The following is a 25,136-nucleotide window of genomic DNA, read 5'->3' on the forward strand; positions in this document are numbered from 1 at the left end:
GGCAACTCCCCAAACCGGAGGGGGAGCCGCCTGGAGCCAAGGGGAGGTAAGGAGCTAACATGCGGTACGGCAGTGACCCGGGAGGAAAGTGACACAAATGCCCGATACCGACAACGCCGTCGTGGACATCGGCCCCGAACCGCTCAGCTTCGACGAGGTGGTCAAGGTCGCCAGGTACGGCTCCGCCGTACGGTTGACCGAGGACGCGATCGCGGCCATGGCGGCCGCGCGGGGCCGGGTGGAGGAGCTGGCGGAGAGTCCGACGCCGGCCTATGGGATCTCGACCGGGTTCGGGGCGCTGGCCACGCGGCACATCGATCCGGAGTTGCGTGGCAAGCTGCAGCGGTCGCTGGTGCGTTCGCACGCGGCGGGGTCGGGGCCCGAGGTGGAGACCGAGGTGGTCAGGGCGCTGATGTTGCTGCGGTTGCGCACGTTGGCGACGGGGCACACGGGGATCCGCCCGGCGACGGCGAAGGTGCTGGCCGGGCTGCTGAACGCCGGGTTGACGCCGGTCGTGCACGAATACGGGAGCCTCGGCTGTTCGGGCGATCTGGCGCCGTTGTCGCATGTGGCGCTGACACTCATGGGTGAGGGCGTCGTCCGGGACGCCGGCGGCGAGCTGTGGGACACGGCCGAGGCGCTCAAGAGGGCGGGCATCGAGCCGGTCGAGCTGTCGGCCAAGGAGGGGCTGGCGCTGATCAACGGCACCGACGGCATGCTCGGCATGCTGGTGCTGGCGCTCACCGACCTCACCGGGCTGCTCAAGACCGCCGATGTGACCGCGGCGATGAGCGTGGAGGCGCTGCTCGGCACCGACGCGGTGTTCGATCCGGCGCTTCAGCTTTTGAGACCGCACCCCGGCCAGGCGGCCAGTGCGGCCAACATGCGTGCGCTGCTGCGCGACTCGGCGATCATGGCGAGCCACCGGGACGGCTCCTGTACGCGTGTCCAGGACGCCTACTCGCTGCGCTGCGCCCCGCAGGTCGCGGGGGCCGCCAGGGACACGCTCACGCACGCGGCCACGGTGGCCGGGCGGGAGCTGGCGAGCGCGGTGGACAATCCGGTGGTGCTGCCGGACGGCCGGGTCGAGTCGAACGGCAACTTCCACGGCGCCCCGGTCGGCTACGTGCTCGACTTCCTCGCCATCGCCGCCGCCGACGTGGCCTCGATGGCGGAGCGCCGTACCGACCGTTTCCTCGACGTGGCCCGCAGTCACGGCCTGCCGGCGTTCCTCGCCGACGATCCGGGGGTGGATTCCGGGCACATGATCGCGCAATACACGCAGGCCGCGATCGTGTCGGAATTGAAGCGCCTGGCCGTGCCGGCGAGTGTGGACTCGATCCCGAGTTCGGCCATGCAGGAGGACCACGTGTCCATGGGCTGGTCGGCCGCGCGCAAGTTGCGCAAGGCGGTCGACGGGCTGACCCGGGTGCTCGCGATCGAGCTGCTCACGGCGGCGCGGGGGCTCGACCTGCGGGCGCCGCTGAAGGCCGCGCCGGCGACGGCGGCGGTGGTGACGGCGCTGCGGGAGACCGTCAAGGGGCCGGGACCCGACCGGTTCCTCGCGCCGGAGATCGAGGCGGCGGTGCGCCTGGTCGCCTCAGGCGGCGCGGTGTCCGCGGCGGAGTCGGTGACGGGACCGCTGGCCTAGGTGCCCGAAACCTGAGATAGGTGCTGGAAAATAGAGGGGTGTACGAGAACTTTGCCCATGTAGGAGGAGTTCTGGCCACCCGGCTCCGGGATCTCACCACGGATCTGTCCGCTTTGGATGGCCCGGGCTGGTGGGCGGTCGTGGTCGACTACGAGGGCAAGGTGCTCTGCGCCCGTTTCGACGAGGTACGGCGTGCGCCGCTCCCGGCCCCGGCCACATCCTGGCGCGGCCCGGATCCTGCGGCGTGGCACAGCTCGCTCGACCAGGCCGCCTACGAGCGCGGGGTCGAGACCATCCGGCGCTACATCGAGCAGGGCGAGGTCTACCAGGCCAACCTCTGCCGGGTGCTCTCGGCCACTCTGCCGGGGCGGCCGGACGCGACGGCTCTCGCCGTACGCCTGGCCGAGGGCAACCCCGCGCCGCACGCGGCGACGGTGCGGGTGCCGGGGCTGACCGTGGTGTCGGCGTCGCCGGAGCTCTATCTGTCACGGGAGGGCGACGCCGTCGAGTCCCGGCCGATCAAGGGGACCGGGGTCACGAAGGACGACCTTCTGGACAAGGACTACGCCGAGAACGTCATGATCGTCGACCTGGTCCGCAACGATCTGGGCCGGGTCGCCGAGGTCGGCACCGTGTCGGTTCCGATGTTGTGCGAGGTCGAGGAGCATCCGGGGCTTGTGCACCTGGTCTCGGCCGTCCGTGCCCGCCTCGCGCCCGGGCACGGGTGGGGTGATCTGTTCGCGGCGACATTCCCGCCAGGATCGGTGACGGGTGCGCCCAAATCATCCGCGTTGCGCATCATCGATGAGCTCGAAACGGCGCCCCGGGGGCCCTACTGTGGGGCGGTGGGTTGGGTTGACGGTGATCGGCGGCGTGCGTCCCTGGCTGTGGGGATCCGCACCTTCTGGATCGCCGGTGACGTCATACGGTTCGGCACCGGAGCGGGCATCACGTGGGGCAGCGATCCCCGGCGGGAGTGGTTGGAAACGGAGTTGAAGGCCGCCCGGCTCATCGCGCTGGCTTCGTCGGCTCCGTCGGGAGAGGACAGAACTTGAGTGAAATGACCGTCTGGATGGACGGCAGACTGGTGGACCCGGGCAACGCCGAGATCTCGGTGTTCGATCACGGGCTGCTGGTCGGGGACGGCGTGTTCGAGACGATCAAATGCATTCGCGGGGGCACCTTCGCGCTGACCCGGCACCTGCGCAGGCTGCGGGTCTCCGCGGAGGCCATGGGGCTGCCCGAGCCCGACCTCGACGCGATCGCCGAGGGGGTGCGGGCCTGCGTGGCGGCCGCGCCGCCGTGGCCGCTCGGCCGGGTGCGGGTGACCTATACGAGCGGGCCCGGCCCGCTCGGCTCCGCCCGGGGCAAGGGGCCCACGGCCTCCGTAGTGATCGCGGCCGAGCAGCCCCCGCTGCCCGAGACCTCCAGTGTCACGGTGGTGCCGTGGCCGCGCAACGAGCGCGGCGCGATGGCCGGGGTCAAGACCACCTCATATGGCGAAAACGTCCGCGCGCTGGCCTACGCCCACGCGAGGGGCGCCGATGAGGCGCTGTTCGGCAACACCGTGGGCGAGTTGTGCGAGGGCACCGGCAGCAACGTCTTCCTCGTACGGCAGGGCCGGCTCCTGACGCCGCCCCTGTCGTCGGGCTGCCTTGCGGGTGTGACCCGCGGGCTGGTGCTGGAGTGGTGCGACGGCGAGGAGGCCGCGCTGCCACTTGAGGCGCTGCGGGAGGCCGAGGAGGTCTTCCTGACCTCCACGACCCGCGACGTGCAGCCGGTGCGGCTGATCGACGGCGTGGCGCTGCCCGCCGTCCCGGGGCCGGTCACGGCGAAGGCGATGCAGATCTTCGCCGAGCGTGCCGCGGCCGACCCCGATCCTCAGTAGCCCACCTGGGTCTGGACGTTGAACTCGTCGATCCGCGCCTTCTTCGCCGGGTCGGTCAGCGGGTCGCTGATGTCGAGGACGTCCAGGCCCTTGGTGATGTCGCTGGAGTAGATGTAGCCGTTGTAGTAATACGCCGACCAGGAGCCGCCGAGCATGCCCTCGCCGCCGCCGATGGGGCCGCGCTCGAAGTAGCCGATCTCCTTGGGATTGTCGGAGTCGGTGAAGTCCCAGATGGACACGCCGCCCTGATACCACGCCTGCACCATGATGTCTTTGCCGGGGATCGGCAGCAGTGAGCCGTTGTGGGCCACGCAGTTCTCGTCGCCGGTCTGCGCGCGGGGCATCTTGAAGTAGGTCCGCTTGGTCAGCTTGCCGTCTTTAAGGTCATAAATCGCGTTCGCGCCCTTGGTGTTCGGCGTCTCCGCGGTGCAGGTGGCCGTGGCCCCGCCGCCCAGTTCGTCGGTGAAGACGACCTTGGTGGCGTCGTTGTTGAACGTCGCCGAGTGCCAGACCGCGAAGTTCTCGGTGTCCCTGATCTGCTGGAGGACCTTCGGCTTGGCCGGGTCGGCGATGTCGAGCAGCACCCCGTCGCCGAAGCAGGCCGCCGCCGCGAGCTTCTTCTCGGGGTAGGCGGTGATGTCGTGACATCCGGCGACCTGCTGGTCACCCGCGCCCTGGGGGAAGATATCGGGCTGGGCGATGACCTTGGCCTTGGCCGGGTCCTTGGTCGGCACCTCGATGATCGAGATATCGGTGTGCGGGGGCTTGCAGGTCGTCGTGCCGGGCTCGGGGCCGGGCGAGGACACGTAGACATACAGCGTGTCCGCCGACTTACCGGGCACGAGGGAGTGGGTGTGGGAGCCGCACGAGGTGGCGATCGAGGTGATGTACTTCGGGCGGGTCTTGTCGCTCACGTCGAAGATGCGCACCCCCTCCCACGCCTTCGGGCTCGTGGGGTCGCCGCGGTCGGCCTCGCAGGTCTCGTCCGAGCGGCGGTCGTCCACCGAGACGAACAGCAGGTCGCCGCTGATCGAGACGTCGTTCTGGCCGCCGGGGCAGACCACCTGGCTGACCACGGACGGCTTGGTGGGCTGGGAGATGTCGTAGATCGTGAAGCCCTCGTAGTTGCCGACGAAGGCGTAATTGCCCTGGAAAGCGAGATCCGTGCCCCATGCCTCAGGGCCGTTGAGCAACCCCGATGGCGGCACGTTCACGACTAGCTTCACATTGGGGCTGGTCGCCACCTCGTCGACCTTCTCCGGCCCCTTCAGCGCGTCGCCGGGGCCGGAGGTGGACGGCGCCGACGAGCCCGCCGCGGCGGGTCTGGGCGCCTCGGACGGCTGCTGGGAACAGGCCGCCACCAGCAGCAGCGCCGCGGCTCCCATGCCGCCCATGAGCTTCCTTTTGATCACATTGCCCCCTCGGACCTTTCACCACAACCGTGCCCCAGTATGGAAGCTATGCGGATTCGGTCCAAAGTGAGTGGAATTTGGGGTGCGGCCTTGGTGGCGATCTCGGTTGCCGTCCTCGCCGGATGCACAGCCGAGCCCCCTGCCCACACGCAGGCACGCGCCACCGCACCCGTGGTCCACCCGGGCGCCCCCGGCGGCGACAGCCGTACGGCACCGCCCGGCGCGACGGCCTCTCCCACCGTGGCCGGGCCCTCCGCCGCCGACGTCCGCTTCGCCGAGGCCATGATCCCCCACCACCGCCAGGCCCTTGAGATGGCCGGCCTGGTGCGCGACCGCACGACCACCCCCGCGATCACGGCCCTGGCCGGGCGTATCAGCGCGGCGCAGGGACCCGAGATCACCGTCATGTCGGACTGGCTGACCCGGCTCGGCCGTGCCGTACCCGGACACGGCCATGCCGGAGACATGCCGGGCATGGCGACACTTGAGCAGATGAACCGGTTGCGGGGGCTCCGTGGCGCGGAGTTCGACCGCTACTTCCTCCAGCTCATGATCACGCACCACAAGGGGGCGCTGACCATGGCCGCTGATGAACTCGCGAAGGGGACAGATCGGGGGATGCTGCTCATCGCTAAGGATGTACACACCGGGCAGAGCATTGAGATCGCCCGCATGCAGGACCTGGCCGCACGGTAAAGATCACCGCCGGCCGTCCTGAAGATCAGGAACTCCAGAGCATGTTGCTCAGTTCGGCGTCCAGATCCATGAAGTCGGTCTCCCTTCCTGCCGGAACCAGCTCATATGTGCGATGCAGGAACTCCGTAAGCGGAGCCAGCGGCACCTCGAACAACGCCTGGCCGAACGGGGACGTCAAGCTGATGTGAAGCGTGCGCTCGCCGTCGGCGCGCGCGGGCCACACCTGCACGTCGCCGTCGCCGACGCGTCTCACGATCCCCACGGTTAGCAACTCGCGGGCGAAGATCCACTCGACCGGCTCGTCGTTCCCCACATGGAAGGCCATCCGGATCGCATACGGATCGTCAGCCGTGTAGCTCAGTCCGGCGAGCAGGGGGACGGTGGTACGGTCGGGGACCACGAGCCGAAGGCCCAGCTCGGCAGAGACGGTGGTGCTGTTCATCGTCAGCCAAACCTTTTCGTCGTACGGTCCCCTTATCGGGGCTTGCACTGCTCTGAGACGGACTTCGTCCGGAGCTATGACGCGGGAACGAAGAAACCTGTAGGAAAGATTCCGCTCCTCAGGCCTTCTGTAACGCACATCACAGCGCGACATTTAGCCTCTTACCTGGTCAAACGTTGCCAAGAGGCTCGGGTTTGCAAGGGTTTTGCGTGTCGTTCGCCCCCCTGGCGGGGGCCGCGAAGAGGGCGTGTCCGGGTGAATGCTCATAGATCAGATCTCATGCTCCCAGTACGGGTGTAGACGATGCTATGACACCCAGCCCCTACATCGAGGGCATCCGCCCACGAAACCCTCAAGGCTCCTCACCCCCGTCTGTCGCTTCGCGGCGATCCCCGAAGTGCGGTATGGTTTTCCCCGTCGGCACCGCAAGGAAGTCACCCAGACCACCTGCACCGCCGACCGGCACAGTCAGCCTGGGCGATTAGCTCAGCGGGAGAGCGCTTCGTTCACACCGAAGAGGTCACTGGTTCGATCCCAGTATCGCCCACCCAGGTATAGACGCACCGGTAACTCCGGGGGATGACAGGTCCTCCGGAGTTTTTTCTTGATCTCTCCGTGCTCCCTGAAATGCCGCCCCCGGCTGAAACACTGCGCCCCTAACACTGCGGCTGAGACGTGGCGTGCCCCTGCCGCTGCCCGCTACCCGTTTCGCCCTTCTTCCTCATCTGAGGTGTAGAAGCTCCTGCATTCGACCCCACTAGCGTCTTTCCCCATTAAGACATGATCCTCCCCGTTTCCGGCGGTTTGCTTAGCTTTGCCGATCTAGCAGGCCCTTCGCCGGCCACGGGAAGGCGTTTGACGAACCGGCCGCAGCGTTCACCCGGACCAGCCGGCGGGAGCCGTACCGCGACGTTCGTATGCCGACCGGGCCGGTTCACCCCACCTTGTCCCATGGGACGGCCTCGATGCGCTCGATGTTCTCCTCGCCCCACTCCCCGAGCGGCCCCATCGCGGTGTTGAGTGAATGCCCGAACTCGGTGAGCGAGTACTCCACCTTCGGCGGGACCTGGTGATAGACCTCGCGATGCAGCAGTCCGGTGGTCTCCATCTCCCGCAATTGCAGGATCAGCACCCTCTCGCTGATGCCGGGCACGGCCCGCCGCACCTCCCCGAAGCGCAGGGGGCCGTCCTGGAGCGCGAACAGGATCAGCCCCTTCCACTTGCCTCCCATGATGGCGATGGCAGCGTCGAGACCGCAGGTGAACGTCCGCTTCTTCGTCTCCTTCACCCGTCCATACTGACATTTATGTGAGTACCCGGCAAAAAAGTAGGTACTTGAGGGAATGTAGGTGCTCCAGCCAGCATGAACGAGGCCCGCGCCAAGACCAAGGCGATGGGCATCTCTAGCGCTGGAGTACGCATATGACTGCAAAAAACGCGACACCGGTGACCGTCATCGGACTGGGCGCGATGGGCACAGCACTGGCCGAGGCCTTCGTCAAGGCCGGACACCCGACCACCGTCTGGAACAGGACCGCCGCCAAGGCCGCGCCCCTCGTCGCGCTGGGAGCCACGCACGCGGAGGCCGTCGGGGACGCCGTGGCGGCGAGTCCTCTTGTCATCGCCTGCCTGACCACCTTCGACGACACCCAGGCGGCGCTGGGGCCGGCCGGCGCGTCGCTGCGGGGACGGGCGCTTGTCACCCTCAACAGCGGCTCCCCGGCCGGCGCCCGTGAGACGGCGGCCTGGGCCGCCGGCCACGGCGTCAGGTTCCTGGCCGGGGCGGTCAAGAACGTGCCCTCGGCCGTGGGGGCACCGGACACCCTGCTCTACTACAGCGGCGACAAGGCGGTCTTCGAGGAGTACGAGACGACACTGAAGGTGCTGGGCGGCGACACGGTCCACCTCGGCGACGAGGTCGACCTGGCAGCGCTGTACGAGATGGCGGTGGGCGCCATGCTGCTGCCGGCACTCGTCGGCTTCTTCCAGGGCGCCGCCGCGATTCAGGCGCGCGGGCTGGAGGCGAGCACGATGGTGCGCTTCGCCGGCAAGTGGCTGGACATGATCAAGTCCCTGCTGCCGATCTACGCCAGGGAGATCGACGCCGGCGACTACACCGACGCCGCCTCCTCCGTGAACCTCTTCCTGGCAGGGGCGGCCCACGACGAGGACCTGGTCAAGGAGACGAACGTCGACACGTCCTGGGTCGCCCCGCTCAACGACCTGGTCAGGCGGGCGGTTGAGGCAGGCCATGGCGAGCACAGCATCTCGGCCCTCACCGAGGTGCTCAGGGGCCCGGTGCGACAGCCGTAGGCTCACCTGTCTGCCGTGTGGATATGCCGCGTTCGGTGTGGTTCCCTGGCCATGGAGTCCAAGGCGATCACCACGAGCACCAGGGTGGCCGACCAGCCGTAGTGGACGACTTCCCAGGTGGGCTCTGTGGGATTAAGCCACGGCCAATACGGTCCCCGGAGAACCAGCGTCACGGCGAACACCGCCAAGAGGCCGCCCATCCCCCTCAAGGCCGCGGATCTGCCGTGGTGACGGCGGGCCGCGATTGTGGTGGTCAGGAGTCCGGCCGCTATGCAGGTCGCGGCTTCCACGGCCAGCCCGGGGATTCTCAGGGTGCCGCCCTCGGCGAGGCGGGCCGTCGCGATCGTGCACGCCGCCGCCCAGAAGGCGGCAGCGGTGAGGCCGCCCGCCGCATAGCGGATCCGGTGCCGAAGCCGGCGGGGCGCGGGGGTCGCGGCGGTGCTCGGGGCCATCTCGTCGAGTACGGCGAAGCCGGCTGCCGCGGCCAGCAGCAGCCCGAGCATCCTCAGCAGCGTGAGGGCCATGCCCGAGTCCAGGGGCGCGCCCGCGTCGATCACGCCGATCAGTGCGAGGGACAGGGGGCCGGTCACCAGCAGGGGGATCCAGTCGATCGCCCGCATCACCGGTCCGATCAGGCGGATCACCAGCATGGCTTCCCCTTGGCGGGTTCGGCGGCGGCCTCCGCGCGCAACCCGAGCAGCGGCAGCGCCTGCTCGATAGTGGTGCCGGGGTGGGTCAGCGTCTCCCAGTGTGCCCAGATACGTTCCCGGGCTCCGGGGGTGGCCAGGAGTCTGCGGGCGTAGGTCAACTCGGCGGTGCCGTACCGGACGCTGAGGGGGAAGGGTTTCGCGGTGTAGGTGGAGGACGCGATCTGGATCTCCTCGTCACGTGGGAGGGCAGGGGGCACGACCTGGCCGAGCAGCCAGAGCGCCACGATCGTGCGTGCCTGGCCGCGGGCGTCGCATCCGTCCCGCACGGTGAGGTTCGCCCGTCGCAGACCTGTCACGTGGTGGATCAGTTCGGCGGCGAGCAGCGCGCGGTGGTCGCCGCCGCGGCTCCACACGGTGTACGCCCTGATGACAGGCTCGGTGTCGGTCTCATACGAGCGCCAGCTGTCGGTGGCCTGCCGCACGACGGGCAGCCGGGCCCGCAGCTGCGGCGGCAGCGCCTCGGCGACCGGGCCGACGGCCCCCGCCCATAGCGGGATCCACGGCACATAGTCGGGGAAGGCGCAAAAGGTGACCGGGCCGTGGCGGCGGCACCGTTGGACGTCCGGCGCCAGGTATCGGTCGCGGATCTCGGCGGGCAGGTGCTCCTGCCGTACCTGCCCCGTGGCGAAACGGAGATCGACGACCTCCGCGCCGGGCGCCCGCGCGGAGGCGACCGCCCCGGCCGGCACCGCGATCACCCCGGCGGTCACGGCAGCGACCAACCGCCCCGCCCTGATCCCGTGCCGCAGCAGCGCGAGCGCCACCATGAGCACCGTCGCGGCCACCAGATAGACGACGTGCAGCCCCGAGGGCCTGCCGGGCCAGTCCATGCCGTGGAACAGGACCACCGGCAGGAACCAGTCGCCATATCCGCTCAAGTTGCCGTTCAGCCAGGTGAGAGCTCCCACCAGAAACACCGTCACCGGCGCCGCGATCGCCTGGCGCACCCACCGCGCCAGAAGCACGCCAAGCGCCGCGGAGTACGGCACAGCCAGCACGCCGGCCAGCGCCTCATAAGGGTCGAGTGTCCCGGCCACAGGCCCCGTGGCCGCGCGGACGGCGAGGTAGAGAGCCATCACAAAAGCCGCGATCCCCGTGCCGACCGTCACCGCCGCGGCGACCGCCGCCGCGGTGCGCGTAGCGCCTCCGCCGGGCAGAGCGGCCAGCACCTCGGGCACACCGTCACGCCGGTCCCGCCCGGCGGCGAGATGCGCCACCAGCACCGCCGCGGCGGCCAGGAGCAGCATGCTGCCCGACATGCCGATGGGATCGGTGTTGAAATCCGGCAACCACCGCCATGCGGCCAGCAACCGGAGCGCCAGACAGAGCCCGGCCGCACCCCACAGGAGGCGATCGCACAACAACCTGCGGGTCTCGAAGGCGAACAGGGCCCATGCGCATCCCGGCTGCCTCACACCGTCGCCGGGGACCCAGTGGTGACCGCCGGTCGTGTCGTCTTGGCCAGGGCGGTCCGAGGGGGGAGGACGCCGTCGGGCTAGGAATCGGTGCACACCTCATCTATCGCGGCATCCACAGGATCCAGTTCTCTCCAGCGATCTTTGTAGCGCGGCTGTAGTCAGCACCTGGTCGGGCCGGGGACTGGCCACGGCGGCCGTGTCAGACAAGATCGACCCCGCCTTCGGCGAGCTTGACCTGCATCGCCTCCAGGCCGAAACACTGTTGCACAACACGGCCTCGCAATACGGCATGGCACCGTCTTACCTGAAAATCGCCGGGTCATGGCAGGACCACATCCTGTTTCACCTGCTCGCCGAGGACTGAGGGCGGAGAGGTCATTCCGACCACTCGGCCGCAGCGGATTACGCGTCAGCGAGATCTCATACGCGGCTGGATCAGTCGCACCGAGGGAGTGACGGACGTGGCCAGGGCCGCGGTCCATGCGGATAGCACCACGTTCGACACGGCCGTCGTGTACGGCGGCACCCGCGCGGAGTCGATCCTCGGTGCGGCGGCCGGTCGTGCTCAGGAATCGATGAGGAGACGTCGTCCGATCTCCTGAGGAACCGGGTAAATGCGTTCCGGAGGCAATAGTCGCTGGGCTTTTGGCGATTGTCCGGCCCGTACCAGATTCGCGATTTTCCTGACCTGAGGGGTGATGTCGGTCAGGGCGACGATCCACTCGTCGGCGAACTCGCGGATCAGTCCGCGGCCGACGCCGACTTGAATGCTGTAGTGATTGAGCGCCGCGCCGCGTAACGAGCGTTCAGGATCCCACTGGACATGGACCGCCGCCTGATCGACGGCTCGGGGATCGGCGGTCGTCAGCACCGCCCGGCCGAGAGCCTCGTGCCATCCCTCGCGGGTGATCCGTACGGCCAGAACGCGTTCCTGCCCGGGCTTCTGCGCCCAATTGCTGCGGTGCATGAGCCACAGGAACGAGGGCTTGATCCAGGTCATGCGGTTGAACGAGAAGGGCTGCACGAACCGTCCCGCGCGCAGCGCCGCATCGGCCACAGCCGCGGAGTATGCCTGGTAGATCACTACTGTCTCGGCGTCATAGTCGGCGCGCACTTGGTATTGGGATGCCACCTGGGCACATTGCCACCCGGCCAGATTTCCACGCAAAACCTTTTCCGGCCGGCGCCGTACGTGAGCCGCGCCAGGCGCCGTGGTGACGGCTGATGCGCTCGCAGGTGCTGGCTCTGGCGACCCGCCGGAGATCCCTCCGGGCCGGCGCCTCGCGACCGTGGCCGCGGGGGCGGCAGCGGCGGCCACGGGCGTCTGCTACGTCTTGTCGACTGGTCGGTTCTTCCCCTACTGCCCGAGCGGCTCTCTCGCTCCCTGGTTCGCGATCGTGCTCTATGTCGCGATTGTCGTGCTACTCGCCCTCAGCAGCCGCAGTGCCGCCGCCCGGAAAAGCCATGACACACGCGCGATGCTCTCTCACCACAGGTACCTAGCCGATTGACGGATCCCCTCCGGGCTTCGACCACCGGTGGGGTACGGCGGAGCCGTGTGGGCTTATCCCGTTTGGGTGAGGTGGTGCTCCATTCGTTGTCTGACGGCCTGGGCTCTGGGGTCGTCGTAGTAGGAGATGAGTTCCAGTGCGTCTGTCCACCGTCGCCGGCTCTGGGCCGCGTCCACGCCGGTCAGTGCGATTGCGAGTCCGTCCAAGGCCATGGCCTCGTGCCAGTGGAAGCCGAGTTCGTGCTGGGTGGCGGCGGCGCGGCGGTGGAAGTCGGCCGCTTCCTCGGGGCGGTCCTCGTGCTGGTGGACGGCGCCTGCTCCGTTCCAGGCCAGGGCTTCGCGGCTGCGGTCCCCCAGGCGCCTGTGCAGGGTCGCGGAGCGGTGGAAGGAGACCAGGGCGTCGGCGGATTTGCCCGCCGCCAGTTGGGCATGGCCGAGTGCGAGCAGCCAGTAGCCTTCCAGCACGTGGCTGCGGAGATCCAGGGCCAGTTCCACTGCTTCCTGGGCGGTCTGCAGGGCCTCGTCGAGTTCGCCGCGGTCGAGGTGGACGCCGCTCTTGAGGTGGAGGGCATTGCCGATGCTGCGCTTGTTGTTCTTTTCGCGTTGGTAGGCGAGGACGCGGTGGATCGCGTCGGTCGCCTCGGGCAGGCGGCCTGCCTGGCAGTGGGCCGCCGCGAGGTTGGCCAGCACCACCGCGTTCCAGTGGGGCGAGTTCAGACTCTCGAACACTGCTGCGGCCTCGCGAAAATGCGCTTCGGCTTCGGGCAGTCTGCGCCAGCGGAGACAGGCCAGGCCGAGGGCGTTCAGTGCCGTCGCCTCGCCCTGCCGGTGGCCCAGGTCGCGCTGGATCGCCAATGCTCCGCCGTGGGACTCCAGGGCCCCGGCCATGTTGTTGATTTTGACGTGGGTGAAGCCCAGGCTGCGGAAAAGCTCGGCCTCGCCCAGCGGTTCGCCGGCCCGGCGCGCGGCTTCCAGGCCGATCTGCCCAATGGTCAGCCATTCGGCGGCCGGTGTGGAGGGCGCCTTCGCGCTCCACAACACGAGCGCGAAACGCCACGCGTGGCGGTCTAACCCCGCTTTCACCGCCGCGCGTATGGCGGGCAGGAAGTTGAACTGCTCCTGTTCGGCCCAGTCGACCGCCTGGTCGTAGTCCGTGAAGCTGAGCGGCTTCACACCGCCTGCGGGTTCGTCGAAGGGGACATGCTCTCGGGAGGGCCTGATCCACGTCTGTGCCGCGCCGGCGGTGTGGAGATACCACTCGAGCAGCCGCCGGAGCGCCGCGGCGCGGCTCTCGTCACTCTCCTCCACCCGGGCCTGGTCGATGGCGTAGGCACGTAGCAGGTCATGGAACTCGAAGCGCCCTGGGCCCGTCTGCTCCAGCATGTGCGCCGCCACCAGGCCGTCCAGCAGTTGACGTGCCCGCCGAGTGTCGATCTCGGCGAGCGCGCACACGGCGCCGACCCCGAAATCGGGCCCCGGGTGCAGCCCCAGCAGCCGGAACAGCCGCGCGGAGTCCGCCGGGAGGGCTCGATAGGACCAGGCGAACACCGTGCGGACGGCTCCGCTCTCGTCCTCGTCCCCTGTGCTCAAGGTGTCCCACAGCGCGGACTCGTCGCGGAGGTCGGCGATCAGTTCTTCGATGCGCAGATGGGGCTGACTGGCGGCGCGTTCGGCAGCGACCCGCAGCGCCAGCGGCAGGCGGGCGCACAAACGGGCGAGTTCGATCAGCTGCTCTGCCTCGTCCTCCGGTCTGTAGCCGGCTGTCACCGTGCGGAGCAGGAGCACACACTCCGGCTCTTTCAGCGTGCCAATGGTGAGGCGGCGGGCCGCCGCGTGAACCGTGAGCCCGGACAGTCTGCTTCGGCTCGTCACCACTGCGAGACATCTGGAGTTTCCCGGTAGAAGCGGGCGGACCTGCGAGATGGTCGCGGCGTTGTCGAGCACGATCAGCATGCTCCGGTCGGCCGGCGCCGAGCGGTACATCGCGGCGGCGGCCTCGGTGTCCGGCGGGAGCGCGGCGGCGGGCACTCCCAGGGCGGTCAGGAAGCGGTGGAGCGCCTCCAGCGCCGTGATCGGCTTCCCGGGGTCGTATCCGCGCAGGTTGATGTAGAGCTGTCCGTCGGGGAAGTGCCCTTGCGCCTGATTGGCCCAGCGCAGGGTCAGGGAGGTCTTGCCCGCACCGGCGGTGCCCGCGATGACGTAGACGACGGGACGTTCTGGCCGCTCGCCGGCCAGCACCTCGTCGAGGTCGCGAAGCTCGTCGGTGCGGTTGACGAAGCCGCTGACGCCGGCCGGCAACTGCCGCGGCACTCGGCCGCCCGGATTGTCCTGAGCGGAGTGGGCATGAAAGTGCACGCCGCCACTGACGCTGCCGGCCTGGACTACATCGCGGGAAATGCCGGACAGATCCGAATGGGTGCTGCCGGGCTCGCGGCTTTGATTGTCGTTCTCAGAGGGTGGCATCACATCTGCGGTGGAGGGAGGGGGGCTATACGGCGGTCGACATAGGCGACGACGTCCTCGCCGTCGTGGTAGAGGTCTTGGATGAATGCCTCCCAGCATCGCACGAGATCCGGGTCGGTGAACCGAATCGCGCCGTTAGGGACACCCATCTCTGTATATATGACCTCGTAAAGGACCTGGCTTCCCAGGACAACGACTTCCGGCAGCATTCCGGATGTCTCAAAAGGATTTACGGCCTCGGCGGTGACGACGCGGATGGGTTTGCCGAGCTCGGCCTGCAAACGCAGAGAATGCAATTCCCACTGAAGATAGGGGGTGAGCGGGCTCTCCACCACCCTGACACGGTGCAAGACGCTGTTGTTGTCACGGTCCTGGCGCAGTGTTCGAAGAATCGAATCTCTCTTTGCGTCGAGCAGCCGCAAAGCCAGGCCCCAGTCGCCTCGGCGGAACGCCTCTCGGCTGGGGGACTCCTGCTCCTCGAAATGCTGGCGTCGTTCGAGCTTCCAGGAGGACGCGTTGTGGATCGCCGCGCGGCGGCTGCGGAAGTCTCGCAGGTAGGCGTCTCGAAGGAGCCGCTTCCCGCGGGCGGCGATCAGAGGGGGAACCGTTGCATTACGCATCGGCTATGTCCGATTTTGCGGCTCGAAGCATGGAGCCTGGGATGACGACCAGCTTCTCATCTGCGGAGATTCGCACTCCGGACGGGAGTTGTGGGAGGTATGCATGGGTGAGATCCCGGCCGATCACCGCGACGTCGCCGTTTTCGAGCTCCCAGACGTCTGGGCAGTCTTCGTCGTCTTCGGAGAAGCCGAGCTCTTGTGATGAGAGTCCAAGCCGCCGTTTCAATGGGACTGAGGGGTCGGCTTCCCAGAGGCGTGCCATAAACTTCACCTCTCTCGCGATTCCACTCCGCTACGGTTACCCTAACCTAACACGGGGGTGCGAGACTTTTAAGTTAGCCTTCCAGTCCTATTAAGTGGCGAATCTGTGGATCTGACTGTTTAGCGGGTGGCCTCCCTGTTCTACCTTTGATTTGTGCCATACCTCCCGCGCTGGATGGGGCGAGGTTGAAGGAGAACTTGCTCTTCTGTTTGGCTTCGTGCTTGTCGCCACGTGGGGTTTGGCCGACCGGCTGCAAAGGATGTGTGATACGGCCTTGCCTCCGTGCGGGGCCGGTCGTGAGGCGATCGCGGCGCTCGGTTCGATCGCCTCGACGACCACAGCTGGCCAAGGCCGGCGGTGACCCCGTGCTGCCCCTCCGGTGTCGCCCGTCTAGGGATTACCGTGAGGCGGACCGCCTACTTGAGCTGGGGTCGTCCGGGGCCGATAGCTGTGCCACGAGTTCCTTGAAGTTCCCCCTCTCGTTGAGCCTGGGGAACGCCTCATCCTTGGGCACGTCTACCTGGAGGAAGTCGCATAGCGGGCCCTAGCCTTGGTTGACCTCGAAGTCGAGGAGGCGGTCGGCGGGGATGTAGGCGCGCACCGCTTCGTTGTGCTCGTTGAACCACTCGATGGCGGTCTGCTTGTCGCTGATCTTCTCGGACAGTTTCCTGAACCAGTCGAGCGCGTCGTTCGCCGGTGCCCCGTCACGGCTCTCCATCGTCGTGAGGATGGTGGCCTGCACGCTCGCGTACCACGACTCGGGGTCGCGGGTGGTGAGGATCACCTTGGCCTGGGGGTAGGCGTCGGCCAGTTCACGCCAGAAGGCGGCGCCGGGAAAGTCGACGGTGGATCGGTAACCTTCGAACACCGATTCCCAGTCGGGCTTTCCGGCGAACGCGGATTCCCATTTGGCGGGGTGGTCGGGGTGGGTCATGAACTCGATCGCGTGATAGCAGGGGCCGAAGCCGAGCCTTTCCAGGGCCGCCTTCATCGACAACGTGCCTGTCCGGCCGAAGCCCGCCCCGATGATCTCCAGCGTTCCAACTCCCTCGACGTCGGACTTCAAGAGCTCCTTCCACTATTCAACTATGTGGTCACGTATGCGGATCAAGGGATATGGGGAAACATCGGGGTCAGGGGCCGGTGATGTAGTTCACGAGTTCGCCGATGCCCTCGATACCGACGCGGACCTCGTCGCCGGCGCGCATGAACACCGGAGGTTTGCGGCCCATGCCGACTCCGGCCGGTGTGCCGGTGCTCAGCACGTCGCCGGGTTCGAAGCTGAAGTAGTGCGACATCTGCTCGATGAGTTCGGCGACGCCGGTCAGCAGGTCCGAGGTGTGCCCCTTCTGCATAAGCTGACCGTTCAAGGTCGTCGTGATGGTCAGGTTCGCCGGGTCGGTGATCTCGTCAGCGGTGACCACCGCCGGTCCCATCGGGCAGAAGGTGGGAAACTGCTTGCCCAGTAGCATGTCGCCCCAGGCCCACCGTCCCTCCTCCGGGGTGGTGGCGCTTGCGATCGCCGGGAAGGCGTCGCGGGCCGAGACGTCGTTGATGATCGTGTAGCCGCCGATGTAGTCCACCGCCTCCGCGGCGCCGACGGCGTGGCAGGCGCGGCCGAACACCACGCAGAACTCGCCCTCGAAGTCCACCATGTCCGGGGCCGCGCCGGGAATCCTCACCGATGCTCCGGAACCGATCACCGAGTTCGGAGATTTCACGAACCATGCGGGCTTCTTCGGCGGCTCCTCGCCCATCTCCTCCACGTGTGAACGGTAGTTCGTCCCGGCGGCCACGATCAGAACGCGTTCGCCCAGCGGTGCCAGGAGCGTGGCGGGGCGGGGAAGCAGCCAGCCCTGCTCCTCGGCGTGCCGGGGGTCGGCGTTGATCTTCGCCGTCACGTCCCGGACGGCGCCCTGATAGTCCTGCCCGCGCCGGAAGATGTCGGCGACGCTGGAGGGGACCGCGACGCCGTGCGCGTCCAGGACGCGGGGCAGGTCGACCACGCCGACGTCGGGCAGGTCGGCGCCGGGAGTTGAACGCCCGAACGGGTCCGCATAGCTGACGAGTCGCATGAGGTTTCTCCAAACGATTGCGCGGCGTGGGCAGCCGTCGTGAACGAACAGCCGGCCGCAGCAGTGCGGGCCGGCCTCTCCGGTGGCGGTTGGACGCGATCTCGGCCGAAGGCCGAAGGCCGAGGCGCGAGGCTCCGCCGTACCGCTGCGAGCCCCACCCGCATCGGTGCGGGGCCGGCGCGAGCGGTACGGCGGGGCCGCGCCGGCCGCTACATGAAGCTCTCGGGCGGGAAGGTGCCCCACTCGTCCATCGATCGGTGGTCGCCGCCCGACCAGCGCTGCGGCGAGTAGTTCTCGTCGTCGAGGATGGTCTCCTCCTCCGAGGAGAACTCCATGATGTGCCCGACGTGGTCACGGAAGTAGATCGCGACGTTGTGGCCGGGACCGTGGCGCACCGGCCCCCAGAGGATCTCCACTTCGTCATTCCTGGTCATCGCCTCGTGGGCCTCAAGTACGGCGGGGCCGTCCTTGACCGTGAACTGCACGTGATGCAACCCGTTGACGTCGGCGCGAGCCAGCGCGAGGCAGTGGTAGAGCTTGTTGGCCCGGAAGAACGCCATCAGCGGGGAGTTGTCGGGCAACTGGATCCGCGAGCTCTCCATCAGGCCCAGCGTCGTCGACGCGTACGCGATTTCCGCGTCCATGTCGACGGTGCGCATCACCACGTGGTCCGACGCGATCGGTGCCGGCACCGCGGTGGGGCGCCGAGTGGAGGCGGCCACCGGTACGTCCGGGGCGAGACCGGTGATGAGTTCGATCGGGTGACCGGCCGGGGTCTGGAACCTGATGGACGGTCCCTGGCGGAACCGCGAGGTTCTGTCGTCGCGGGTGACGGCGACGCCGGCCTTGGCGAGTGCCGCCGCGGCCTCCTCAAGCGCCTCCGCGTCGGTGACGATGTAGGAAATGGCCTGCAGGCCCTTCTCACCCGGCGCGTAGACGAGCGAGTAGGCGTCCGGTCCGTGCCCGGCCAGGTAGTGGCGGCCGTCGTCGTCGTGGCCGGCGTGAACAAAGCCCAGATGCCGGACCGCGAAGTCGGCGGAGGCCGCCGGGTCGGGGCTGAACAGTGTGACGTGGCCGGTGCGGTGGATGCCCAGCCCCTTCGGCTTCTTGACCGGCTCGCTCGTCTGCGGGATCTGCAGGAATGTGGATTGGGCGTGGACGGACATCGTGGTGCTCCAATCGGTGACGGCTGCGATGTCTGGCATGTGGTTGTGTGAGGTCGATGAGGGTACGGCCCGGCTCAGCCCGCCGCTCCCACGGTTTCTATGCCTTTGGTGACGGCCTTGATCGACTCGGATCCGAGGACCGAGGCGATGACGGCGATGTCCTCCTCGCCGTAACCCTGCGCGCAGGCCTCTTCGCAGATCTTCTGGGTCACGCTCAGCAGCGGCATCGTCGCGCCCGCTTCGATCGCCGTGGCCTTGATGGCGTCCATCACGTCGACCATGCCGGCGACGGTTCCCTTGACCGGACGGGACAGGCCTTCGGCCATCATGGGGGCGCGTACTTTGAACATCGTCGACGCCGCGGCCGACGGATTGATCCTTTCGATGACCGACCGCAGGTCCAGGCCCATGGCCTTGGCCAGGGTGATCGCCTCGGCGGCAACCGCCGTGTGCACGGCGACCAGGGTGTTGGCGACGAACTTCATCTTCGACCCCGAGCCGAACTCGCCGGTGTAGACGATCGAGCCCATGGCGCCCAGCGCCGGGCGGACGCGTTCGAACGCGGTCTCGTCGCCGCTGGCGAACACCACCGCGCGGCGCTCGGCCACCATCGGCGGGGTGCCGCTGACCGGGGCGTCGAGCATGGTGATGCCGCCGGTCAGGAGGGCTTCGCGGGCGGCTTCCTTGCGGCTGAGGGCCATCGCCCCGACGTCTACCACGAGCAGATCGGATCGGCCGGCGGCGAGAATTCCCCGATCGCCGCCGATCACCACGTCGAGCGCGTCCGCGGAGGTGACACACGTGTAGATCACATCGACGCGTTCGGCCACCTCTCGCGCCGAGGCGGCCGGCTTGCCGCCGATCGCCTCGAAGTCCGCCATCGAGCCGCGCCGGTAACCCAACACGGTGTAGCCGTCGGCGATGAGATTCGCTGCGAACGGCAGGCCGATCTTGCCGGGTGCGATGAGACCGACGGTGAGCGCGGAGCCTGGTGTCGTCACGGTAGTGCCTCCTTGCGGTGCGTGCCGTTCGCACGATGGGGTGGGTTTGCCATCAGCGCAGGTGGTAGGTGCGGTCTGAGAGGTCGACGGCGATGTCGATCCGTCCTTGGTGCACCTGCCACTCCTGGACTCGGAACGACCGGGCGCCGCTGATGTGGAACGGATCGGCGGCGGCGATGGCGGTGGCCTCGTCCGTGCTCCCCGCCCGGACGATCAGCATGCCGCTGGGGCCGGGGTTGCCCGAGGCGTCGAGGAACGGCCCGGACATGAACAGCGTTCCCCGCTTCTCCAGCCCGATGAGGTAGTGCAGATGCGCCGGGATCTGAGCGGCGAGCGCATCCTGCCGGGGGCCGGGCTCGGAGAAGATCACGAAGAGCTGTTTGTTCAGCGAACCCGCGGTCGGGGCCGGTTCCGGTGTGGCGCCCCGCGCGGTCATTCCCGAGCGCCCTTCTCGGCGGCCAGCTCCATGATGCGCGAGTTGCCGTCGTTCCACAGCAGCACCATGGTCACGGAGTCGATCCGCCAGCCGTGCCCGGCGCGGACGAGGCCGAAGGTGTAGGTCCCGTTGGTCGACGTGGACGGGCTTCCTCCGGGGTTGGACAGCCGCACCTCGACCCGGGCGTGCACGACGCACCTCGCACGGTCACCGTCGACGCGGATGTGCGGCAGTGACAGGAAATGCTGGGAGGCGTCGGTGTGCACGATGGTGGCGTGCCACCGGGCGGCGAGCTCGCCGGGGCTGACCTCGGCGGAGGGGCGGCCGGTGACCGACTCGTAGTTCCAGGTGACCCGCTCGGCCAGGCGGCCGACGGCGCCTTGGATGTCCCGGGCGTCCAGCGCGAGGACGAAGGCCGCGACCGTGTCCTCGATTTTGGCACGGTCCAGCGCATAGCCGGCCAGCGATTCGAGTTCCGTCACTCCGTCCTCCGCACGTGTCCGTCCACAGTGATCACGCCTGGCGCACGCATGCCCGCTCCTGGTAGAACCCGAGTGCCTTGAGAACGGGGATGTCGGTGTGTGAGAAGAGGACGGCCGGCTCGTTCTCGGTGTTGATGTGCTCGTGCACCGACCATCCCGGCACCGTGAAGGTGTCGTGCTGAGACCAGTCGAGCACCTCCCCGTCGACGATCGTCTGCCCCCGGCCGCGCACCACGTGGTAGATCGCGCTGCTGGTGTGCTGGTGCGCCTCGGTGTGCATCTTGGCCGGCAGCGCCTGGATGTAGGCACCCATGGTCGGCATGATGGGGCCGCCGCTTTCCGGGTTGGTGAACTCGAAGATGACGCCGTCTGTCGGCGAGCCCACCCACTCGTCGAGTGCGGACTTGAGCAATTGCTCCGTCACGCTCCACGGGTAGTTGATAAGAGGCGAGTACGGCTTGTCCCACGTCTTCCAGGCCGGGTTCAGCCGGCTCGCGGCGTACAGACGCTCGGTCGAGTCGGCGGAGCGCAGTTGCTCCTGGGCCTGTTCAGGTCCGTCGACGAAGAAGTTCGACTCCAGCTTGTTGATCAGCGGCAGGTCGAGCCCGTCCATCCACACCACCGGCTCGTCGGTGAAGTTGCCGTGGTCGTGCCAGGCCCAGGACGGGGTGAGCACGATGTCGCCGGGGTGCATGTGCGCTCGCTCGCCGTTCACCGCGGTGTAGGCGCCCGTCCCTTCGATGACGAACCGGAAGGCGGCGGCGGCGTGCTTGTGCATCGGCGCGATCTCGCCCGGCAGCACCAGTTGGATCCCGGCGTAGAGGTTGTTCGCGGTTTCCACTTCGGGCGCCAGGCCCGGATTGATCAGCATCAGGACGCGCCGCTCCGCCTCCTCCGCGCTGATCAGCCGGCCCGCGGTCATCAACTCCCGGCGGACGTCGGCGTAGCGCCAGACGTACGGCACAGCCTGGCTCCTAGGCTCGGTCGGCAGCAGTCGCGGGTCGGTGTTGCGCCACAGCGGCTCGACGTTGAGCGAGCCGAGGCCGCGGTAGTACTGCTCTTCGCCGCCTTCTGCCGCGCCGCCGGGTGCGCTCGTTGCTTCGATGGACTGGGTCACGCGTTTCTCCTGCCGACTGCTTGCTATGTCCTGTTTGATGCCACGGCCGGGTGAGTTCACCAATCGCGCTTCACGACGGGCAGGCTCATCTCGCCCAGCCCGTCGATCTCGGCTCGCACGACGTCGCCGACCTCGATCGGGCCGACGCCCTCCGGAGTTCCCGTCGCGTAGATATCGCCGGGGCGCAGCGTCACGACGCCGCTCGCCTGCTCGATCAGCTCGCCGACGCCGACGATCAAGTCGCGGGTGTTGGCCTGCTGGCGCAGTTCGCCGTTGACCCACAGCCTCAGGCCGAGGTCGCCCGGGTCGGCCACCTCGTCGGCGGTGACGATGAACGGACCGATAGGAGTGAAGGTCTCGAACGACTTGCGCATCGTCCGCTCCTCCTGATGCTCACCCTCGGTGCGCAGGGTGAGGTCGAGCAGAATGAGATAGCCGAAGATGTGGTCGGCCGCCCGATCGGCCGGCACGCCGCGGGCGGACTTGCCGATGACGACGCCCAGCTCCACCTCGTGGTGAAAGGCCCGGTCGGGCATGGGGGGCAGTTCGACGGCGTCGGCCGGCCCGCAGATCGACCCGGAGCTCTTGATGAAGAAGCCTGCCCGGCGCGCGGAGTGCAGCGTCTGCCGGTTGGCCGGCAGATACTTGGAGTCGCTCATCTCGGCGACGTGCGCGTGGTAGTTCGCCGGTGCCGCGAGCACCTGCCCCGGGCGCGGGATCGGCGGTAGCAGCGCGACGCCGGCCAGCGGGCGCTCCTCCGCCGAGGCCAGCGCCACCCGCAGCGGCGCCCTCAGCTCGTCGAAGTGCTCTATCAGTTCGTTGATCACGTACGGAGTGCCGTGCCATCGGCTGTCGACGACATCGGTGACGTCGCGGATCGACGCGCCGTCGACGACGCCGATGCGGTAGTGATCGAAGAGTGCGATGCGCATGAAGTAGGTGAGTCCTTTGTCGCGAAGTCGAGGCGTCGAGTGCGGCGGCGGGCGCCGGGACCGGCGAGGGGGGACCTGCCGGGCGATCAGTGGCCGCCGGGCGGCGGTGGCGCCCAGCCGGGTAAGACGCCGGCCGCGTCGAGTAGCTCGGCGGCCGCGGCGGAGGCCCGCCGGCTGAGCTCCGCCACGTTCACCCCGACCAGTTCGCCGTCGCGTTTGACGGCTTCACCGCCGACGAAGACGGTGTCGACGGTCTGCCGGCTCGCGTGGTGCACGATCGAGGCGACCGGGTCGAGCACCGGGGACATCGAGATGTGATCGGTGCGGATCATGATGATGTCGGCCTGTTTGCCCAGTGTCAGGCTGCCAATGGCACGTTCCAAACCCAGGGCGCGCGCGCCTTCGATGGTCGCGAATTCGAGTACGTCGCGGGCGGAGAGGTCGAGTGTCCACGGGTTGACCGAGTCCGCCAGCGAACGCTGGTTGGCGAGGCCGCGCGGCACCGCCAGTGCGAAGCGCATCGCGGTGAACGGGTCGCCGCCGACGGCCATGCACGTGTCGATGCCGATGTTCGGTCTGATGCCTGCCTTGAGCAGTTCGGCGATCGGCGGCCAGCCGTGCCCCATCGCGGCCTCGTCCTCGGGGGTCACCGACGCCGACACGCCGGCGTCGGCCATCATCCGGAACTCCTCGTCTGTGAGCAGGTTGCAGTGCCCGAAGATCAGGTCGTCGCCGAGCAGGCCCTCCTTGTGCAGCCTGGTCACGTTGGGCCGGCCGTTCAGATCGAGCGCGCCCATGCCGATGTGGGTGTTGATCCGCAGACCGAGTTCGCGGGCGAGCTTGAAGTCGGCCCGTACGACGTCCATCGTCGAGGAATCCGGCCCGCGCACGGCGAGGCCCATGGTGAGAAGTCCTGAGCCGGCGGAGAAGTATTGGCTGCGAACCCTGCGGATCTCGGCCTCGTTGCTGGGGGTGGTGCTCTTGAACGGCGGCGACAGAATTTCCAGCTGCTCGGCCATCGACCCGCCGTAGCCGAACATCGCGCGGATGCCGCTGCCCCGCAACGCGTGTACGGCCTCGTCGGTGTGGTCGGGAGTGGACTGGTTGTGCGAGTAGTCGAAGACGGCGGTGACCCCGGAGTCGAGGGCGTCGTAGGCGCCGAGAGCCGTGCCCAGTGACATGTGCTCCGGCGACAGGTGCGGGCCGAGAACGCCGAACATCGTCGTGAAGTATTGAAACAGCGACCAATCCGCGGCCAGTCCGCGCATGAGCGCCTGGAACAGGTGGCGGTGGGAGTCGACGAAACCGGGGATCACGATATGCCGCGAGGCGTCGACGATGTCGGCGCTGCCGTCGGCGACCTTCAGGTCGGGGCCGATCGCGACGATCGTGCCGTCTTCGATGAGGACGTCGCCGGTCAGGTCGCCCACGGCCGGGTCCATCGACACGATCCGGCCACCTAGGAGGAGTGTGCGCGCCGTCGTCATATCGCTGCGGCCGTGCAGTGCTGAGCGAAGTTCATCCCGAAAAGCCTCCTCTGGAGGTCGGTCTGATAGTGTTCTGTATTGCAGAACAAGTGCCTGTGATGCGGAACACTATGTGTGCACTTTTGGGCTGTCAAGGTTTCGGGGCGGTTAAATACCGTGGTCCAGACGCCGCGTCACGTGACTACTTCGCCTTGAGCGGCGCATGTCCACCTCCAGACCCGGGCACAATGCCTCGATCACCGACACGCACCGACGAGGAGCGCTGAATGACCGTCGCGGCCAAGAAAACGGACACTCTCACCCCCAACTACCCAATCGGCTCGGTGGACAAAGCGCTCCGGCTGCTACGCGTCCTCGCCAAGGACCGAGAGATACGGGTCAGCGAAGCCGGCCGTGAGATCGGGGTCGCACGCTCGACGGCGCACCGTCTGCTTGAGATGTTGCAGCTGCACGGGTTCGCCCAGCAGGATCCGCTGACCCGTGCCTACGCGCCCGGTCCCGCGTTACTGGAGATCGGGTTGGCCGCACTGCGCAACCTCGACATCCGGGAGGTCACCCGGCCCGTGATGGAGGAGCTGGTGGACGAAGTCCAGGAATCGGCCCACCTGGTGATCCTCTCCGGCGCCGAGATGCTGATCATCGACGCGGTCGAGAGCACGCGAGCGCTGCGCGTCGGCTCCCGAGTCGGGGGCAGGGCGCCGGCCTACGCCGGCGCGGGCGGCTGGGCGCTGCTGGCGGAGATGCCCGACGACCGGGTGATGGCGTTGTTCCCTTCGGAGGAACTGGAGGCGATCACGCCGGAGACTCTGACGAGCCGCGGCGAACTGATCCGCACGCTGGGGAGGGTGCGCGAGTGCGGCTTCGCCGTATGTGTGGCCGGAGTGGAACCCGATGTGGCCACCGTGGCCGCGGTCATCCCGAACGGCGACCGTCTCACCCCGGCGGCGATCACCATCTCGATGCCCCGCTTCCGCGCCTCCGACGACGAGCTCGCCCGGCTGGGACAGGCGGCGGTGCTGGCCGCGCGCCGCTGCGCGGAGGGGGCGTGAAGAGCG

The 25,136-nt window shown here is 68.1% G+C and carries 24 protein-coding genes, 1 tRNA gene and 1 pseudogene; 8 read left to right on the forward strand and 18 right to left on the reverse strand.

Features of this window, described 5'->3' with window-relative positions:
• Positions 1-97: 97 nt before the first annotated feature.
• Genes hutH through Ssi02_RS04680 form a run of 3 tightly spaced genes read left to right on the forward strand, consistent with a single transcriptional unit; the run spans position 98 to position 3,539 of the window.
• Positions 98-1,651 (forward strand): histidine ammonia-lyase, encoded by a 1,554-nt coding sequence (hutH, locus tag Ssi02_RS04670; protein ID WP_204021300.1) that lies wholly within the window; start codon positions 98-100, stop codon positions 1,649-1,651.
• 38 nt (positions 1,652-1,689) lie between these two features.
• A complete protein-coding gene (locus tag Ssi02_RS04675; RefSeq protein ID WP_204021301.1) occupies positions 1,690-2,706 on the forward strand; it encodes a chorismate-binding protein in 1,017 nt (338 codons plus the stop codon).
• Between the two features lie 5 nt (positions 2,707-2,711).
• Entirely contained in the window at positions 2,712-3,539 is an 828-nt protein-coding gene (locus tag Ssi02_RS04680; protein WP_204021477.1) for an aminotransferase class IV, read from the forward strand.
• Here Ssi02_RS04680 and Ssi02_RS04685 read toward each other — a convergent pair.
• Positions 3,533-4,951, reverse strand: a complete 1,419-nt coding sequence (locus Ssi02_RS04685) for an LVIVD repeat-containing protein (protein ID WP_239128589.1) — start codon at positions 4,949-4,951, stop codon at positions 3,533-3,535. The two genes, Ssi02_RS04680 and Ssi02_RS04685, sit on opposite strands and share 7 nt — an antisense overlap.
• 93 nt (positions 4,952-5,044) lie before the next feature.
• Here Ssi02_RS04685 and Ssi02_RS04690 point away from each other — a divergent pair, with 93 nt between their 5' ends.
• Positions 5,045-5,647 (forward strand): DUF305 domain-containing protein, encoded by a 603-nt coding sequence (locus tag Ssi02_RS04690; protein WP_204021303.1) that lies wholly within the window; start codon positions 5,045-5,047, stop codon positions 5,645-5,647.
• Positions 5,648-5,672: 25 nt separating this feature from the next.
• Here the strand turns inward: Ssi02_RS04690 and Ssi02_RS04695 are convergent, their stop codons facing one another.
• On the reverse strand, positions 5,673-6,089 hold the full coding sequence (locus Ssi02_RS04695; RefSeq protein ID WP_203895185.1) for an SsgA family sporulation/cell division regulator: 417 nt from the start codon (positions 6,087-6,089) through the stop codon (positions 5,673-5,675).
• A 475-nt stretch (positions 6,090-6,564) separates the two neighbouring features.
• Between Ssi02_RS04695 and Ssi02_RS04700 the strand changes: the two genes are divergently transcribed.
• Positions 6,565-6,636: transfer RNA gene (locus Ssi02_RS04700), tRNA-Val, on the forward strand.
• A 387-nt stretch (positions 6,637-7,023) separates the two neighbouring features.
• Here Ssi02_RS04700 and Ssi02_RS04705 read toward each other — a convergent pair.
• Positions 7,024-7,377 (reverse strand): winged helix-turn-helix transcriptional regulator, encoded by a 354-nt coding sequence (locus Ssi02_RS04705; RefSeq protein ID WP_275410586.1) that lies wholly within the window; start codon positions 7,375-7,377, stop codon positions 7,024-7,026.
• Between the two features lie 134 nt (positions 7,378-7,511).
• Between Ssi02_RS04705 and Ssi02_RS04710 the strand changes: the two genes are divergently transcribed.
• On the forward strand, positions 7,512-8,402 hold the full coding sequence (locus Ssi02_RS04710) for an NAD(P)-dependent oxidoreductase (protein WP_204021305.1): 891 nt from the start codon (positions 7,512-7,514) through the stop codon (positions 8,400-8,402).
• A gap of 2 nt (positions 8,403-8,404) precedes the next feature.
• Here the strand turns inward: Ssi02_RS04710 and Ssi02_RS04715 are convergent, their stop codons facing one another.
• On the reverse strand, positions 8,405-9,052 hold the full coding sequence (locus Ssi02_RS04715; protein ID WP_204021307.1) for a hypothetical protein: 648 nt from the start codon (positions 9,050-9,052) through the stop codon (positions 8,405-8,407).
• Positions 9,043-10,527 (reverse strand): hypothetical protein, encoded by a 1,485-nt coding sequence (locus Ssi02_RS04720; RefSeq protein WP_204021309.1) that lies wholly within the window; start codon positions 10,525-10,527, stop codon positions 9,043-9,045. Before Ssi02_RS04720 ends, Ssi02_RS04715 begins: the two co-directional genes overlap by 10 nt.
• Positions 10,528-10,726: 199 nt before the next feature.
• On the opposite strand from Ssi02_RS04720, the gene Ssi02_RS04725 reads away from it, so the two are divergent.
• Positions 10,727-10,894, forward strand: coding sequence for a GNAT family N-acetyltransferase (locus Ssi02_RS04725; RefSeq protein WP_239128590.1), 168 nt, complete (start codon positions 10,727-10,729; stop codon positions 10,892-10,894).
• A gap of 201 nt (positions 10,895-11,095) precedes the next feature.
• Here the strand turns inward: Ssi02_RS04725 and Ssi02_RS04730 are convergent, their stop codons facing one another.
• The 13 genes and pseudogenes from Ssi02_RS04730 to Ssi02_RS04790 form a co-directional block, all read right to left on the reverse strand.
• Positions 11,096-11,662 carry a DUF4291 domain-containing protein gene (locus tag Ssi02_RS04730; RefSeq protein ID WP_204021311.1) on the reverse strand — a complete coding sequence of 189 codons (567 nt, stop codon included), beginning with the start codon at positions 11,660-11,662 and terminating at the stop codon, positions 11,096-11,098.
• A gap of 432 nt (positions 11,663-12,094) precedes the next feature.
• Complete coding sequence (locus tag Ssi02_RS04735; protein WP_204021313.1) at positions 12,095-14,503, reverse strand: ATP-binding protein; 2,409 nt, start codon at positions 14,501-14,503, stop codon at positions 12,095-12,097.
• On the reverse strand, positions 14,503-15,123 hold the full coding sequence (locus Ssi02_RS04740; protein ID WP_204021315.1) for a DUF6879 family protein: 621 nt from the start codon (positions 15,121-15,123) through the stop codon (positions 14,503-14,505). Before Ssi02_RS04740 ends, Ssi02_RS04735 begins: the two co-directional genes overlap by 1 nt.
• Positions 15,116-15,385 (reverse strand): hypothetical protein, encoded by a 270-nt coding sequence (locus Ssi02_RS04745; protein WP_204021317.1) that lies wholly within the window; start codon positions 15,383-15,385, stop codon positions 15,116-15,118. The genes Ssi02_RS04740 and Ssi02_RS04745 overlap by 8 nt, the downstream gene beginning before the upstream one ends.
• A gap of 397 nt (positions 15,386-15,782) precedes the next feature.
• Positions 15,783-16,451 (reverse strand): annotated as a pseudogene (locus Ssi02_RS04750) (sulfotransferase family protein).
• A gap of 67 nt (positions 16,452-16,518) precedes the next feature.
• Complete coding sequence (locus Ssi02_RS04755; protein ID WP_204021319.1) at positions 16,519-17,460, reverse strand: fumarylacetoacetate hydrolase family protein; 942 nt, start codon at positions 17,458-17,460, stop codon at positions 16,519-16,521.
• 209 nt (positions 17,461-17,669) lie between these two features.
• Positions 17,670-18,626 (reverse strand): VOC family protein, encoded by a 957-nt coding sequence (locus Ssi02_RS04760; RefSeq protein ID WP_204021321.1) that lies wholly within the window; start codon positions 18,624-18,626, stop codon positions 17,670-17,672.
• Positions 18,627-18,700: 74 nt separating this feature from the next.
• Entirely contained in the window at positions 18,701-19,627 is a 927-nt protein-coding gene (locus Ssi02_RS04765; protein WP_204021323.1) for an NAD(P)-dependent oxidoreductase, read from the reverse strand.
• Between the two features lie 52 nt (positions 19,628-19,679).
• The gene (locus tag Ssi02_RS04770) at positions 19,680-20,063 is read right to left on the reverse strand and encodes a YciI family protein (RefSeq protein WP_204021325.1); all 384 of its coding nucleotides are present in this window, start codon (positions 20,061-20,063) and stop codon (positions 19,680-19,682) included.
• Positions 20,060-20,545, reverse strand: a complete 486-nt coding sequence (locus Ssi02_RS04775) for a nuclear transport factor 2 family protein (protein ID WP_204021327.1) — start codon at positions 20,543-20,545, stop codon at positions 20,060-20,062. Before Ssi02_RS04775 ends, Ssi02_RS04770 begins: the two co-directional genes overlap by 4 nt.
• A 31-nt stretch (positions 20,546-20,576) precedes the next feature.
• Positions 20,577-21,662, reverse strand: a complete 1,086-nt coding sequence (locus Ssi02_RS04780; RefSeq protein ID WP_204021329.1) for a cupin domain-containing protein — start codon at positions 21,660-21,662, stop codon at positions 20,577-20,579.
• Positions 21,663-21,718: 56 nt separating this feature from the next.
• Positions 21,719-22,594 carry a fumarylacetoacetate hydrolase family protein gene (locus Ssi02_RS04785; RefSeq protein ID WP_204021331.1) on the reverse strand — a complete coding sequence of 292 codons (876 nt, stop codon included), beginning with the start codon at positions 22,592-22,594 and terminating at the stop codon, positions 21,719-21,721.
• An 86-nt stretch (positions 22,595-22,680) separates the two neighbouring features.
• Positions 22,681-24,081 carry an amidohydrolase family protein gene (locus Ssi02_RS04790; RefSeq protein WP_275410587.1) on the reverse strand — a complete coding sequence of 467 codons (1,401 nt, stop codon included), beginning with the start codon at positions 24,079-24,081 and terminating at the stop codon, positions 22,681-22,683.
• A 266-nt stretch (positions 24,082-24,347) separates the two neighbouring features.
• Between Ssi02_RS04790 and Ssi02_RS04795 the strand changes: the two genes are divergently transcribed.
• Entirely contained in the window at positions 24,348-25,130 is a 783-nt protein-coding gene (locus tag Ssi02_RS04795) for an IclR family transcriptional regulator (protein ID WP_204021335.1), read from the forward strand.
• Positions 25,131-25,136: the final 6 nt, after the last annotated feature.

Source organism: Sinosporangium siamense, assembly GCF_016863435.1.
Taxonomy (GTDB): Bacteria; Actinomycetota; Actinomycetes; order Streptosporangiales; family Streptosporangiaceae; genus Sinosporangium; species Sinosporangium siamense.